This is a genomic window from Thiohalobacter sp. IOR34 (genome assembly GCF_030406045.1).
GTDB lineage: Bacteria > Pseudomonadota > Gammaproteobacteria > Thiohalobacterales > Thiohalobacteraceae.
This window is the reverse complement of the sequence record NZ_CP128988.1, coordinates 14,791-28,894: the sequence shown is the minus strand read 5'-3', so window position 1 is coordinate 28,894 and position 14,104 is coordinate 14,791. Positions and strand designations below refer to the sequence as shown.

General features: G+C 66.1%; 13 protein-coding genes and 1 pseudogene. 9 read left to right on the top strand and 5 right to left on the bottom strand.

Going from position 1 to position 14,104, the window contains the following annotated elements:
• The 8 genes from QVG61_RS00135 (at position 1) to pilM (ending at position 7,209) form a co-directional block, all read left to right on the top strand.
• Positions 1–1,704, top strand: coding sequence for a GspE/PulE family protein (locus QVG61_RS00135; RefSeq protein WP_289931262.1), 1,704 nt, complete (start codon positions 1–3; stop codon positions 1,702–1,704).
• Positions 1,705–1,706: 2 nt separating this feature from the next.
• Entirely contained in the window at positions 1,707–2,933 is a 1,227-nt protein-coding gene (locus QVG61_RS00130) for a type II secretion system F family protein (protein ID WP_289931261.1), read from the top strand.
• A 156-nt stretch (positions 2,934–3,089) separates the two neighbouring features.
• On the top strand, positions 3,090–3,476 hold the full coding sequence (locus QVG61_RS00125; protein WP_289931260.1) for a type II secretion system protein: 387 nt from the start codon (positions 3,090–3,092) through the stop codon (positions 3,474–3,476).
• Between the two features lie 34 nt (positions 3,477–3,510).
• Positions 3,511–4,023: a type II secretion system protein gene (locus QVG61_RS00120; protein WP_289931257.1), complete on the top strand. Its 513-nt coding sequence runs from the start codon at positions 3,511–3,513 to the stop codon at positions 4,021–4,023.
• A complete protein-coding gene (locus tag QVG61_RS00115; RefSeq protein ID WP_289931256.1) occupies positions 4,020–4,427 on the top strand; it encodes a type II secretion system protein in 408 nt (135 codons plus the stop codon). The genes QVG61_RS00120 and QVG61_RS00115 overlap by 4 nt, the downstream gene beginning before the upstream one ends.
• Position 4,428: 1 nt before the next feature.
• Positions 4,429–4,971, top strand: a complete 543-nt coding sequence (locus QVG61_RS00110) for a prepilin-type N-terminal cleavage/methylation domain-containing protein (RefSeq protein ID WP_289931255.1) — start codon at positions 4,429–4,431, stop codon at positions 4,969–4,971.
• Positions 4,968–6,248 carry a hypothetical protein gene (locus QVG61_RS00105; RefSeq protein ID WP_289931254.1) on the top strand — a complete coding sequence of 427 codons (1,281 nt, stop codon included), beginning with the start codon at positions 4,968–4,970 and terminating at the stop codon, positions 6,246–6,248. The genes QVG61_RS00110 and QVG61_RS00105 overlap by 4 nt, the downstream gene beginning before the upstream one ends.
• A gap of 49 nt (positions 6,249–6,297) precedes the next feature.
• Positions 6,298–7,209: a pilus assembly protein PilM gene (gene pilM, locus QVG61_RS00100; protein ID WP_289931253.1), complete on the top strand. Its 912-nt coding sequence runs from the start codon at positions 6,298–6,300 to the stop codon at positions 7,207–7,209.
• 660 nt (positions 7,210–7,869) lie between these two features.
• Here the strand turns inward: pilM and glnG are convergent.
• On the bottom strand, positions 7,870–9,273 hold the full coding sequence (glnG, locus tag QVG61_RS00095; RefSeq protein WP_289931251.1) for a nitrogen regulation protein NR(I): 1,404 nt from the start codon (positions 9,271–9,273) through the stop codon (positions 7,870–7,872).
• Positions 9,266–10,345 carry a nitrogen regulation protein NR(II) gene (glnL, locus tag QVG61_RS00090; RefSeq protein ID WP_289931250.1) on the bottom strand — a complete coding sequence of 360 codons (1,080 nt, stop codon included), beginning with the start codon at positions 10,343–10,345 and terminating at the stop codon, positions 9,266–9,268. Before glnL ends, glnG begins: the two co-directional genes overlap by 8 nt.
• Before the next feature lie 224 nt (positions 10,346–10,569).
• Here glnL and QVG61_RS13620 point away from each other — a divergent pair, with 224 nt between their 5' ends.
• A complete protein-coding gene (locus QVG61_RS13620) occupies positions 10,570–10,719 on the top strand; it encodes a hypothetical protein (protein WP_354671223.1) in 150 nt (49 codons plus the stop codon).
• 305 nt (positions 10,720–11,024) lie between these two features.
• Here the strand turns inward: QVG61_RS13620 and QVG61_RS13615 are convergent.
• The 3 genes and pseudogenes from QVG61_RS13615 to QVG61_RS00075 all read right to left on the bottom strand — a co-directional run.
• Positions 11,025–11,114 (bottom strand): annotated as a pseudogene (locus QVG61_RS13615) (DUF4124 domain-containing protein); the annotation flags it as partial.
• A 135-nt stretch (positions 11,115–11,249) separates the two neighbouring features.
• Positions 11,250–12,659, bottom strand: a complete 1,410-nt coding sequence (gene glnA / locus QVG61_RS00080; RefSeq protein WP_289931248.1) for a glutamate--ammonia ligase — start codon at positions 12,657–12,659, stop codon at positions 11,250–11,252.
• Between the two features lie 229 nt (positions 12,660–12,888).
• A complete protein-coding gene (locus QVG61_RS00075; protein WP_289931247.1) occupies positions 12,889–14,046 on the bottom strand; it encodes a cation diffusion facilitator family transporter in 1,158 nt (385 codons plus the stop codon).
• Positions 14,047–14,104: the final 58 nt, after the last annotated feature.

Here is a 14,104-nt window from a genome sequence, read left to right as displayed (position 1 = left end):
ATGGCGCTGCCGAAACGCATCCGCATCGGTGACCTGCTGGTCGAGAAGAAGGTCATCTCCGAGAACCAGTTGCAGGCGGCCCTGGCCGATCAGCGCAAGAGCGGCCGCAAGCTGGGCCGGGTGCTGATCGACAACGGCTTCATCGACGAGAACGATCTGCTGCGCCTGCTCTCGGAACAGCTCGACATTCCCTTCGTCGACCTGACCACCTTCGAGCTGGACCCGGAACTGGTGCAGCGCCTGCCTGAGACCAGCGCCCGCCGTTTCCGCGCGCTGGTGCTGAAAAAGACCGACAACGGCCTGCTGGTGGGCATGGCCGATCCCACCGACATCTTCGCCTACGACGAACTGCGGCGCATCCTCAAGCAGCCGATCGAGCTGGCGGTGGTCAAGGAATCCGATCTGCTGCAGGCCATCGACCAGGCCTATTCCGGGGGTGCCGAGCTGAGCACCCTGGCCAGCGAGGTCGGCCAGGAGCTCGCCGAGAACGCCTTCGATCTCGGTGAGCTGGGCGTCGACAGCTCACAGAGCGACGCCCCTGTGGTGCGCCTGATCCAGACCATGTTCGAGGACGCGGTGCGCCAGCACGCCTCCGACATCCATATCGAGCCGGACGAGGAGGTGCTGCGCATCCGCCGGCGCATCGATGGCGTGCTGCACGAACAGGTGATGAACGAAAAGCGCATCGCCGGTGCCGTGATCTCGCGCCTCAAGCTGATGGCCGGCGCCAACATCTCCGAGAAACGCCTGCCCCAGGACGGCCGTTTCACCCTGCACGTCCACGGCCGGCGCATCGACGTGCGCCTGGCCACCATGCCCACCCAGCATGGCGAGGCGGTGGTGATGCGCCTGCTGGACCAGGACGAAAACCTGCTGTCGCTGGAACAGCTCGGCATGCCGGACGAGATGCTGCCCCGCTTCCGCCAGCTGGTGCACCGGCCGCACGGCCTGGTTCTGGTCACCGGCCCCACCGGCAGCGGCAAGACCACCACCCTGTATGCCGCGCTCAGCGAACTGAACCGACCGCAGAAGAAGATCATCACCGTCGAGGATCCGGTGGAGATCCAGCTGCCGCGCGTCAATCAGGTGCAGGTCAATGCGCGCATCGGCCTGGACTTCGCCAGCGTGTTGCGCACCGCGCTGCGCCACGACCCGGACATCATCCTGGTCGGCGAGATCCGCGACCACGAGACCGGCGAGATCGCCCTTCGCGCCGCGCTCACCGGCCACCTGGTGCTCTCCACCCTGCACACCAACAGTGCCGTGGACAGCGCCCTGCGGCTGATCGACATGGGCATGGAGCCCTATCTGATCGCCTCCTCGGTGCATGCCATCATGGCTCAACGCCTGGTGCGCAAGATCTGCCCGCACTGCCGACGCGAGCAGGCAGCGGACAGCGCCGAGCGTGCCTGGCTGCAGCCGACCTTCTACGAGGAGCAGGCGACGCTGCCGACCTTCTATGCCGGCAGTGGCTGCAACCACTGCAACCAGACCGGCTACTCGGGACGCACCGGTGTCTATGAACTGCTGGTGATGGACGAGCCGCTGATCGACGCCCTGCGCCACAACGATCACAGCGCCTTCGAACGCGCCGCCCGCGCCCAGGACGGCTTCCGGCCGCTGGTCCGCCACGCCCTGTCTCTGGCCGAGGCCGGCATCACCACCCTGGAAGAGGCCATGCGCCTGTCCAGCTGGATCGACTGATCATGCCCCTGTTCAACTACAAGGCCCGTGGCCCGCACGGCGACGCCATCGAAGGCAGCCAGGAGGCCGCCAACGCCGACAGCGTGGCCGCCCGGCTGATGGAAAGCGGCCTGACGCCGATCGACATCACCCCGGCCGAGGCGGAGAAGGAGACGGGCGGCAGCAGCCTGGAGACACTGTTTCCACCCAAGGTGCAGCTGGCCGACCTGATTCAGTTCAGCCGCCAGATGCACAGCCTGACCCGCGCCGGCGTGCCCATCTTCAACGCCTTCAACGTGCTCGCCGAGACCAGTCAGAACCGCACCATGCGCCGGGTGCTGGGCGAAGTCACACGGATGCTGGAGGCCGGCCACGACCTGGCCAGCGCCATGAGTCACCACCCGGAGGTCTTCTCCCAGTTCTTCGTCAGCCTGATCCGGGTCGGTGAAACTAGCGGTCGCCTGGAGGAGGTCTTTCTGCAGCTGGCCTATTACCTGGAAAGGGAAAAGCAGACCCGCGACCAGATCCGCTCGGCGCTGCGCTACCCGGCCTTCGTGCTGACCGCGATCAGTATCGCCATCGTGGTCATCAACATCTGGGTGATCCCGGCCTTCAGCCTGATCTTCGACAAGTTCGACGCCGACCTGCCGCTGGCCACGCGGCTGCTGGTCGGCATCTCCAATTTCATGCTCCAGCACTGGCCACTGCTGCTCGCCGGCCTGGTCGGCAGCCTGGTCGCGGTGCATTTCTATCTGCAGTCCGAGAGCGGACGTTACCGCTGGGACAAGTTGAAGCTGCGTCTGCCACTGATCGGCGACATCCTCTACAAGGCCACGCTGTCGCGTTTCTGCCGTCTGTTCGGCATGTCGCAGCAGGCCGGCGTGCCACTGATCACCAGCCTCACCGTGGTGGCCCGCGCCCTGGACAACGACTTCCTGGAGGAACGGGTGCTGGGCATGCGCGAGGGAATCGAGCGCGGCGAATCGATCAGCGTCACTGCCGCCAACTCGGGGATGTTCGATCCCCTGGTGCGGCAGATGATCGTGGTCGGCGAGGAATCCGGCACCCTGGACGAGCTGCTGATGGAGATCGGCCGCTACTACGACCAGGAAGTCGAATATGCCATCGAGCGCCTGAGCAGCAACATCGAGCCCATCCTCACCGTGGTCATCGGCTGCATGGTGCTGGTTCTGGCGCTGGCCGTGTTCCTCCCCTGGTGGAACCTGGCCACGGCAGCGATGAATCGCTGAGTCCGGGTCCAGTGGCCCGCGCTTGGGGACGGAGGAGAAGGGGCACAACAAGTGCCCGGAACGACTAAAGAAATGGGACCACCCGAACGATAACCCGTTTGATTGCATGGCAGCGAGACCCGCCGCCCCAACTTTCGGTGCACAGGAGGCATGAATATGAAGCGCCAATCCGGTTTCACACTCATTGAATTGGTCATGGTCATCGTCATTCTCGGCATTCTCGCCGCCATGGCTGTTCCCAAGTTCGTCGATCTGTCCAGCAGCGCCGAGACGGCCGCCATCCGTGGCATCAGCGGCGCCGTCAAGTCGGCCCACGCGGTGGCGATCGCCGACCTGCAGGGTTTCCCCACCGTCACCCAGCTGGCCACCTACGTCAATGGCGAAGGCGTGGCGGCCGCCAGCACCGGCATCCAGGTCACTGTCAACAGCAAGACCTGTACGGTGCCGACCTACACCGATGCCAATTGCTCCACCGCGACCACGGCGGTGGGCGATACGGTGCAATGCGTGGGCACCATCAGCTCCTACGCCAGCTGTACCTGATAGAACGGGGGCATCAGGCGCTCCCCACTCGATCGTGAACAAAGGGTGGGCCTCGTCCCACCCTTTGTTCATGGTGCGCCAGGCCTATCCCATGCTCAGCTGCAGACAATCCGGTTTCACCCTCGTCGAACTGGTGATGGTCGTGCTCATCACCGGCGTACTCGGCGCGGTGGCGGCAAGCCACTGGTCATTTGGTGACAGCAGCGTCCAGGCCCAGGCCCGGCAGGTGGCGCGCGACCTGCGCCATGCGCAGATACTGGCCATGGCGCGCGGCGCCACCCTGACCTTCGAATCCCTGGGCACGGGCTACCGGTTGACCGAAGGCGGCAGCACCCTCACCGACCCGGCCACCCAGCAACCCTTCAGCATCAACCTCGAGGATGGCGTCACCCTGAGCAGCGGCAGCATCGACCTCGATGCCTGGGGACGGCCGGTCGCCGCCGGCTCACTGCTCGCCAGTGCCGTCAGCTTCACCCTGAGCGGGACCAGCCGCAGCGCCAGCATCAGCATCGAGCCGGTCTCGGGCTTCGTCACGGTGACACCATGAGCCGGCGCCGCCAGCCAGGGAACCGCAGCGGGGGCTTTACCCTCATCGAGCTGGTCATGGTGATCATGCTGCTGTCCATCGCCGCCCTGCCCATCGCCATCCAGTTCACCCAGATGGTCAGCAGCCTCGGCACCGACCGCGAGATCCAGACCGCCGCCCAGCTCGCCCAGGCGGGCGCCGAGCAGACCCTCGGCAACCGGCGCCTCGGCGGCTATGCCAGCGTACCCGTCGGCACCACCACCGAGACTCTCGGCGGCAACTTCAGTGGCTATGTGCGCACCACCACGGTCAGCGCCTACAGCGGCGCCGGCTGCCCGGTCAGCGACTGCCGCCTGGTGGAGGTCGAAGTCAGTTACAACGGGACCTCGCGCAGCCTGACCCAGTTCATGCTGGCGGACTACTGACATGCCGCATCCCGCCAGACACTGCACAGGCTTCACTCTCATCGAGCTGGTGGTCACTCTCATGGTGGTCGCCCTGCTCGCCGCCGGCGCCGCCTTCGGGGTCTCCCAGGCGGTGCGCGCCTACCTTGCCCAGCAGGAGGTGATCGCCACGCTCAGTGAGCTGCGTCTCGCCGGCGAGCGCCTGGCGCGCGAACTGCGCAGCATCCGCCGTGACCCGGCCGCGCCCGGCAGCTACGACATCCTGGTCCGCACCGCCAGCCGCATCGATTTCCGCCGCACCGAGGCGGACGGCACGACCGTCACCCAGGTCAGCCTGAACGCCGCCGCGCCGCTGCTCAGCATCGCTTATGACAGCCCGGCCGGCAGTTACACGCTGAGCAACAGGCTCAGCAGCCTTGCCTTCAGCTATCTGCAGGACGATGGCAGCACCGCCTCCAGCGACAACAGCGACATCGCCTTCATCGAATACGAACTGGTGCTGAGCGACAGCCAGGGCAACAGCTACCCGCAACGCGGCCGCGTGCAGTTGAGGAACCGCCTATGAACGGCCATGCGCCGATTGTCCGCCAGCGTGGCGCGGCGCTGCTCATCGCCACCGTCTTCCTGGCGGTGATCATCCTCATCATCGGTCAGGTCGGCCTGCGCCTCTCCAGCACCGACATCACCGACTCGGCCCTGGCTGACGATGCACTGCACGCCCTGTTCCTGGCCGAGAGCGGTCTGGAACGCGCCGCCCAGCGGCTGGCCAACGGCACGGCCTGCTCCAGCCTGGCGCCGGATACACAGATCGGCTTCGGCCGCGGCGATTTCCAGATCCAGTCGGCGGCGACGAGCAGTGGCCTGTGCCGGGTGCGGGTGCTGGGGCGGACCCTGCTCGGCGGCAGCGTCCGCGCCCAGCGGCTGATCGAGGGCGATATCCAGTCTGCCAGCGGCGACAGCTGGGCGGTCGGCAGAAATGGCACCGTGCTGCGTTATGACGGCAGTAGCTGGAGCGCCTACAGTGCCTTCACCACCAACGACCTCAACGGCATCACCTGCGTCTCCGGTATCTGCTTAACCGTCGGCGACAGCGGTACGATCTTCCGCTGGGATGGCAGCAGTTGGAGCAGCACCGTCTCCGGCACCAGCCAGAACCTCAACCGGGTAGACTGCGAGCCGAGCGATCCCGCTGCCTGCTTCGCCGTCGGGAGGAACGGCACCATCCGCCGCTGGACCGGCAGCTGGGGGGCGTCGACCTCCGGCACCAGTCGCGACCTGGAGGGTGTCTACTGCGGCACCGGCCGTTGTTACAGCGTCGGCAGGAATGCCACCATCCGCCGCTGGACAGGGGGCAGCAGTTGGGCTGGCGAACTGGCGTTCAGCAACCGCCATCTGTACGGCGTCAGCTGCCTGGCTGGCAGCGATACCTGTTTCGCCGTCGGCAGGAACGGCACCATCCTGCGCCGCTACAACTTCGGTTTCTTCGGTGGCATCTGGCTGGGTGTCATCTCGGGCACCAACCGCCGCCTCAACGACATCGACTGCCCGACCAGCAGCCGTTGCTTCGTGGTCGGCGACAACGGCGTCATCCTCACCACCAGCGGCGGCAGCTGGAGCGCCATGAGTTCAGGCACCAGCCGCCGGCTGCGTGGCCTCGGCTGTGAGCCGGGCAATGCCAGCAACTGCATCGCCGTCGGTGACAACGGCACCATCCTGCACTGGGATGGCAGCAGCTGGACGGCCAAGGCCTCGGGCAGCAGCGAGCGCCTCCACGACGTCGCCATCGCCGGCAGCGGCGGCGGCAGTGTTGCAATCCAGCGCTGGCGTGAGATCATTCCCTGACTGGCCGCGATTAACCACAACAGGAACTCGAACGGTGGTCTTTTCTCTCTTGCGCAGAAAATCCAGCAACCGCCGGCATGCCATCGTCTTCAACGATGGCGGCCTGAGCCATGTCTGTCTCGCGCCGGGCGAAGACGGCTCACCCCGGCTGCAGGCCTGCGAGCGTCTGACGATCGGCGAGGAGGAGGTCTCATCGCTGTTGAAGCAGCTGGTGAAGCGCCAGGGGCTGAGTGACCAGCCCTGTGCCACGCTGATGGATCTCGGCAGCTACCATCTGTTCCTGATCGAGATGCCCAAGGTGCCGCCGCCGGAGATGAAGGCTGCGGTGCGCTGGCAGATCAAGGACATGATCGACTACCACATCGACGACGCCGTGCTCGACATCTTCGATGCCCCGACCAGCAGCGCCCGCGGCAGCCGTGAACACATCTACGTGGTGGTCGCCCGCCGCCAGGCGGTGGAAGACCGCGCCCGCCTCATGCAGGAGGCCGGACTGGAACTGGAGGTGATCGACATCCCGGAGCTGGCGCTGCGCAATATCGCCATGCGCCTGCCCGAGGCCGAGAAGGGCCTGGCCCTCCTCTACCAGGAGGCGCAACGCGGCCTCATCGCCCTCTATCGCGGCAGCACCCTGTACCTGGCGCGGACCCTCGACATCGGTTACCAGACCTTTGAGGCCGCAGAGACCCACGCCGTCCTGCTGGACAACCTGGCGCTGGAGGTGCAGCGGACCCTCGACTATTACGACCGTCACTTCCAGCAGGCACCCATACGCCACCTGGTATCCACACCCGCCCCCTTCGAGCATCCGCAGCTCCATCAGGTGATGGACGCCAGCCTGGGCCTCGCCAGCCGCACCCTGGCACCCGCCGAGATCGTGGCAGGCGTGACTGATGAGATACCCGCCGCCTGCATCCTGGCCATCGGCTGCGCACTGCGCCGGGAGGAGAAAAAGCTCTAGCCAACGCCGGGCATGGCCACCGGGGATCCCGCCCAATCGCGGCCTGGAGGCCGCTCCTACAACCTATTGTGCCGCCACGCCCCGTAGGAGCGGTCTCCAGGCCGCGATACCCGGAGTCAATCGAACAGGCACAAGCTGCACCCCGCTGCGAGAACCCGTTTGCGAGCCGCCCGGGCTTGTATGTCAGCCTGCACGCCGATCATGCGCACCGCCTTGGCGCCATATCCGCGGGCGCGGCCAGCGGCGGCAAATGCGGCGGGCATGGCCACCGGGGATCCCGCCCGATCGCGGCCTGGAGGCCGCTCCTGCAACTTGTGCCGCCACGCCCCGTAGGAGCGGCCTCCAGGCCGCGATACCCGGAGTCAATCGAACAAAGCTCAAGCTGCACCCCGCTGCGAGAACCCGTTTGCGAGCCGCCCGGGCTTGTATGTCAGCCTACACGCCGGTCATGCGCACCGCCTTGGCGCCATATCCGCGGGCGCGGCCAGCGGCGGCAAATGCGGCGGGCATGGCCACCGGGGATCCCGCCCGATCGCGGCCTGGAGGCCGCTCCTGCAACTTGTGCCGCCACGCCCCGTAGGAGCGGCCTCCAGGCCGCGATACCCGGAGTCAATCGAACAAAGCTCAAGCTGCACCCCGCTGCGAGACCCCGTTTGCGGGCTAGCCCAGTCCCAGCTCCTTGATCTTGCGGGTCAGGGTATTGCGGCCCCAGCCCAACAGTCGCGCCGCCTCCTGCCGGCGGCCGCCGGTCTTCTGCAGGGCCGTCTCGATGAGGATGCGCTCGAACTGCGGCAGCGCCTGGTCGAGCAGCTCCCCTTCGCCCCGGCTGAAGGCCTGCTCCGCCCAGCTGCGCAGGGCGCGTGCCCAATCCACCGTCTCCGCCTCGCCGGTCGCCGCTTCCGTGGCCAGCTCCGGGGGCAGGTCGCTCATGTGGATCTCCTGGCTGGAGGCCATCACCGTCAGCCAGCGGCACAGGTTCTCCAGCTGGCGCACATTGCCCGGCCAGTCGAGCCGGGTCAGGTAGCGCTCAACCTCGGGCAGGGGATGCTTGGCCTCGCCACCGAGCTCGCGCGCGGCGCGGGCGAGGAAAAAGTTCAGCAGCAACGGGATATCCTCGCGCCGTTCGCGCAGCGGCGGGATGTGGATGCGGATCACGTTCAAGCGGTGGAACAGGTCCTCGCGGAAACGCCCCTCCTTCACCAGCTGTTCCAGGTTCTGATGGGTGGCGGCGATGATCCGCACATCCACCTGTACCGGTGTGTGCCCACCGACCCGGTAGAATTCGCCGTCGGCCAGCACCCGCAGCAGGCGGGTCTGCAGCTCGGCCGGCATGTCGCCGATCTCGTCCAGGAACAGGGTGCCGCCGTCGGCCTGCTCGAAGCGGCCGATGCGCCGGCTCTGGGCACCGGTGAAGGCCCCCTTCTCGTGGCCGAAGAGTTCCGACTCCAGCAGGTCGCGCGGTATGGCGGCCATGTTGAGGGCGATGAAAGGGGCACCGGCGCGCGGGCTGTGCCGGTGCAGTGCCTGGGCCACCAGCTCCTTGCCGGTACCGGATTCACCATTGATCAGCACCGTGATGTTGGAACGGCTCAGGCGGCCGATGGCGCGAAACACCTCCTGCATGGCCGGTGCCTCACCGATGATCTCCGGCGTGTTGGCCAGGCTGGCAACCGGCCGCTCACCCTGCTGCTTGCGACTGTGCTCCACTGCGCGGCGCACCAGGGCCACCGCCTCGTCGACATCGAAGGGCTTGGGCAGGTACTCGAAGGCACCGCCCTGGTAGGCGGCCACCGCGCTGTCCAGATCGGAATGGGCGGTCATGATGATCACCGGCAGCTCGGGATAGTCCCTGCAGATGCTGTCCAGCAGTTCCAGGCCGTTGATGCCCGGCATGCGGATGTCGGTGACCAGCGCATCGGGACGGCTGCTGGCCAGCGCTTCCAGCACGCCGGTCGCGCTGGCGAAGCTGGCCACCTCCATGCCGGCCTGCTTGAGTGCCTTTTCCAGCACCCAGCGGATCGAGCGGTCGTCGTCGATGATCCAGATCTTTTCCTGTTTACTCATTGATGGGCTCCAGGGGTAACAGGATGGTGAATACGGTTTCGCCGGCCCGGCTGCTGCACTCGATCAGGCCGCCGTGCAGATTGACCAGCGACTGGGCGATGGGCAGGCCGAGGCCGCTGCCCTCGGCATGGCTGCTGACCATCGGCATGAAAATGGTTTCCTGCAGCTCCGGCGGAATACCGGGTCCATGGTCGATCACGTCGACCCGCACCACCAGCCGGTGCCGTTTCTGGCCGATGGTGAACTGGCGCTGGGTGCGGGTGCGCAGCCGCACCTCACCCTTGCCCTGCAGGGCCTGCACCGCATTGCGCACGATGTTCAGCACCGACTGGATCAGCATCTCGGGATCGGCGGAGAAATCCGGGATGCTCGGATCGTAGTCGCGACTCAGCTTGAGCCGGCCCTCGTTCTCGGCCTCCACCAGACTGCCGACGTGCTCCAGCACCTGGTGGATGTTGCAGGGGCGCTTCTGCGGCAGATTGTTGGGACCCAGCATGCGGTTCACCAGATTGCGCAGGCGATCGGCCTCGCCGATGATGATCTGGGTGTATTCCTTCTGTTCCTCGTTCGCCAGCTCACGTTCCAGCAACTGGGCCGCGCCGCGCAACCCGCCCAGGGGATTCTTGATCTCGTGGGCCAGACCCCGCACCAGCTGACGCATCGCCGTGTTCTGCTCGATCAGGCCCTCCTCGCGGCTGATGCGCAGGTGGCGGTCGACCCGGTTCATCTCCACCAGCACCTCGGTCGGCTGTCCCGGTTCCAGCTGGGGCGTCACCGTGCAGTCGACGATGACCTCCTTGCCGTTCTGCAGCTTGAGCGGCAACTCGCGGTCGGTGTAGGTCCGGTTCTCGCGCAAGGCACCCTGCAGGCGTTCGCTCAGCTGTTCCGGATTGCTGACCAGCTCCTCCAGGGGGATGCCGCGCGCATGGCGGGCACTGGTCTCGAACAGCATCTCGCCGGCGGGATTGAGGTAGCGCACGGCCAACCCCTGGTCGAACACCAGCACGGCCGTATTCAGGCTCTCGAGGATGCGCATCTCCGGCGAAAGGGGGCGCTTCGATTTCACGGGCATGGGCTCACCTGTGCAAAAAACAAACCAGTTGCCCCACACGCCCTAGGATGCAGCACCGGGCTCCAGACATTTGTCGCAAGCCGTTTGAAAACAGCAGGATAAAAAAGTTCAGGCCGGATCCCTCATGCTGCTACCAGGTGGCAACCGGGCGAAGGCAGGGATGTCACGGCGCATGTGCACCAGTATAGTGCAGAGGAGAGGCTCAGCGCTCCAGGCGTGGGGCCATCGGCGCCTGCGGCGCCGCGGGTGCGGTAGGCGCCACCCGCTTGCCACCGCTGGTGATCGCCGAATGGCGCAGCAGATGGAAGGTCAGGGGTTCGCTGGCGATCAGTTCCTTGCCGTCGCCGTCGACGACCCGGGCACGCAGCACGTGACTGCCGCGGTCGATGTTGCGGAAGCGGTATTCCAGCCCCGAGTCGAGCGGATACACCTTGCCGTCCAGCTCGACCAGCACGCGGTGCCCGAGGCCCCGGCGCAGATCCGGCTGCAGCAGCAGACGCACGCTGAACTCGCCCGCGTCGTTGCGGATGGTGGCATCGTTCTGCGGCTCGAGGATCTGCAGCCGCTCGTAGCCCGGCGCAGCCGCCGGTTTCTTCACCGCCGGCTGGGAACTGGGCAGGGGCGGCGGAGTGTAGGTGGACGGCTTGGGGAGGCGGATCTGTTCAGCATTCGGATGGGGCTTGTCACTGAAGTGGACCGTGCCGTTCTCGTCCACCCACTTGTAGACCGCCGCTTCCGCCAGCAGCGGCAGCAGCGCCAGTCCGAACATTGCCAGCCAGGATCTCATACCGCCACCTTAAATCAGCCAGCGTAGGGGATGCAATCACCGGGCAAGGGAAACCGGCACACAAAAAAACCCCCGCCGGAGCGGGGGTCGTGAGGTCGTGCACGAAGCGGGGCGCGGTCAGACGCTGTAGTACATGTCGAACTCGACCGGGTGGGTGCTCATGCGCAGGCGCTGCACCTCTTCCATCTTCAGGGCGATGTAACCGTCGATGGCATCGTCGGTGAACACCCCGCCGGCGAGCAGGAACTCGCGGTCCGCGTCCAGGGCCGCCAGGGCCTGGTCGAAGGCGTGGCAGACCTGCGGGATCTGCGCCTCTTCCTCGGGCGGCAGATCGTACAGGTCCTTGTCCATGGCGTCGCCCGGATGGATCTTGTTCTGGATGCCGTCCAGGCCGGCCATCAGCATGGCGGCGAAGGCCAGGTAGGGGTTGGCGGTGGAATCCGGGAAGCGGATCTCGATGCGCCGCGCCTTCGGGTTGGAGACGAAGGGGATGCGGATCGAGGCCGAGCGGTTGCGGGCCGAGTAGGCCAGCATCACCGGCGCCTCGAAGCCCGGCACCAGACGCTTGTAGGAGTTGGTGGAGGCATTGGCGAAGGCGTTCAGCGCACGGGCGTGCTTGATGATGCCGCCGATGTAGTACAGGGCGGTATCGGACAGGCCACCGTACTTGTTGCCGGAGAAGACGTTCTTGCCCTTCTTGGCGATCGACTGGTGGACGTGCATGCCGTTGCCGTTGTCACCGACCAGCGGCTTGGGCATGAAGGTGGCGGTCTTGCCGTAGGCGTGGGCGACGTTGTGCACCACGTACTTGAGGATCTGCACCTCATCGGCCTTCTTCACCAGGGTGTTGGCGCCGACGCCGATCTCGCACTGGCCGGCGGTGGCCACCTCGTGGTGGTGCACCTCGGTGACGAGGCCCATCTCTTCCAGGGCCAGGCACATGGCGCCGCGCAGGTCGTTCAGGGAGTCGACCGGCGGCACCGGGAAGTAGCCGCCCTTGACCCCCGGGCGGTGACCCATGTTGCCGTCCTCGTAGACGCGCTCGGTGTTCCAGGAGGCCTCCTCGGAATCGACCTTGAAGAAGGCGCCGCTGATGTCGGCCCCCCAACGCACGTCGTCGAAGATGAAGAATTCGTTTTCCGGACCGAACAGGGCGGTATCGCCGACACCGGTGGACTTGAGGTAGGCCTCGGCACGCTTGGCGATGGAACGTGGGTCGCGCTCGTAGCCCTGCATGGTGGCGGGCTCGAGGATGTCGCAGCGGATGTTGAGCTGCGGCTCGTCACTGAAGGGATCCAGCACGGCGGTGCTGGTGTCGGGCATGAGGATCATGTCGGACTCGTTGATGCCCTTCCAGCCGGCGATGGACGAGCCGTCGAACATCTTGCCGTCCTTGTAGAAGCTGCTGTCGATGGTGTGGGCAGGCACGGTGACGTGCTGCTCCTTGCCGTGGGTATCGGTAAAACGCAGGTCAACGAACTTGACGTCGTTGTCCTTGATCATCTTATTGACCTTGGCTGCTGTCATTGCATTTCTCTCCACACATCAGTGATGAACTACGCCCGCTGCGCAGGACCCTGGCCACGGCCGACCCCTCGATGCAGCGCCTGAATATTGGTGCCCTCCCGGTGCATGAACCATGCCACGGAATAAACACCATAAAAACCAGACAATTACCCCTGTTCTGCGCCGCCCGGGCCGTGCCGATGCACCACAATGGATCTGCATCGCGGCCCGATTGCACCGTTTAGGTGCATCAACGAAACAGCAGTCGCACCTCGCCCACCCCGTCGATTTCCCGGGCCCGGGCATTGAAGGCTTCCTGCAACCGGGCGGCGGCTGCCCGATTTTGCGCCAATTCGAGCGGCAGCACCAGATCGACCTGCACCTTGCCGTTCAGATAGTGCAGGGTGACGTCCTGGATCTGCGCCGCCTCCGGCAGGTCTTCCCAGCGCGCCCGCAGTTGTTGCAGCAGGCTGTGACGCAGCGGCAGATGGCCGCTGGGCGCCTTCAGCTCGTCGTCCTCGGGATCGATGTGCACGGTCACGTCACGCACCACGTCGATGTCCTCGATCAGCCGGTTGCGCACCCGCTCGCCGATCTGATGCCCCTCGGAGACGCTGAGCTTGGGGTCGACCTGGATGTGCACGTCGACCAGCGCATCGCCGCCGCTCATCCGGGTGCGCAGCATGTGCAGGGCACGCACCCCCTTGACCTCCTTGATGGTGGTGCGGATGCGCTCCACCTCCCGCGCCTCCAGCGCCGTGTCGATCAGTTCCTGGGCGCTCTCCCTGCCCAGGTTCCAGGCGATCTTGGCGATCATCAGGCCGACCACCGCCGCGGCGATGGCATCCAGGTAGGGCAGACCCGCCATGGTGCCGCCGACGCCGATCATCACCACGATGGAAGAGATGGCGTCAGAGCGGCTGTGCCAGGCGTTGGCGCTCAGCAGCTTGGAGTTGAGCCGGCGGGCATAGCGCATGGTGTAGTGGTAGATGGCCTCCTTGGACAGCACCGACACCAGCGCCACCCACAGGGCCAGGGGGCCGGGGTGGAGCAGCAGCTCCGGATGGAACAGGCGATGGCTGGCGTCCCAGACGATGCCCCCGGCCACCAGCAACAGGGCCGCGGCCAGGGCGATGGTCATCAGGGTCTCGATACGGCCGTGGCCATAGGGATGTTCCTCGTCCGCCTCGCGGTGGGCATGCTTGGCAGCGAAGATGACCATGAAATCCGTGGCCAGGTCGGACAGCGAATGCACGCCGTCCGCGATCAGCGCCTGGGAGTGGGCGGACAATCCGACCAGGATCTTGGCCACGCCCAGCGCCAGATCGACCACCGAGCCGATCAGGGTGACCCGGCGGATGTCGTGATAACGTTCCAGTTTGCGATCGGCTTCGCTGCGTTGGCTCATGGAATCGGCCCGATTGCAGGTGACAGAGGTCGGTGGTCCATTTCAGCGGGCGACGGCA

Excerpts from the sequence above, each read along its gene's own strand:
- QVG61_RS00130 (WP_289931261.1), top strand. The coding sequence starts at position 1,707 with ATGCCCCTGTTCAACTACAAGGCCCGTGGCCCGCACGGCGACGCCATC.
- glnL (WP_289931250.1), bottom strand. The coding sequence starts at position 10,345 with ATGCCCGTGAAATCGAAGCGCCCCCTTTCGCCGGAGATGCGCATCCTC.
- glnG (WP_289931251.1), bottom strand. The coding sequence starts at position 9,273 with ATGAGTAAACAGGAAAAGATCTGGATCATCGACGACGACCGCTCGATC.
- QVG61_RS00110 (WP_289931255.1), top strand. The coding sequence starts at position 4,429 with ATGCCGCATCCCGCCAGACACTGCACAGGCTTCACTCTCATCGAGCTG.
- QVG61_RS00105 (WP_289931254.1), top strand. The coding sequence starts at position 4,968 with ATGAACGGCCATGCGCCGATTGTCCGCCAGCGTGGCGCGGCGCTGCTC.
- QVG61_RS00075 (WP_289931247.1), bottom strand. The coding sequence starts at position 14,046 with ATGAGCCAACGCAGCGAAGCCGATCGCAAACTGGAACGTTATCACGAC.
- glnA (WP_289931248.1), bottom strand. The coding sequence starts at position 12,659 with ATGACAGCAGCCAAGGTCAATAAGATGATCAAGGACAACGACGTCAAG.
- QVG61_RS00125 (WP_289931260.1), top strand. The coding sequence starts at position 3,090 with ATGAAGCGCCAATCCGGTTTCACACTCATTGAATTGGTCATGGTCATC.
- QVG61_RS00135 (WP_289931262.1), top strand. The coding sequence starts at position 1 with ATGGCGCTGCCGAAACGCATCCGCATCGGTGACCTGCTGGTCGAGAAG.
- QVG61_RS00115 (WP_289931256.1), top strand. The coding sequence starts at position 4,020 with ATGAGCCGGCGCCGCCAGCCAGGGAACCGCAGCGGGGGCTTTACCCTC.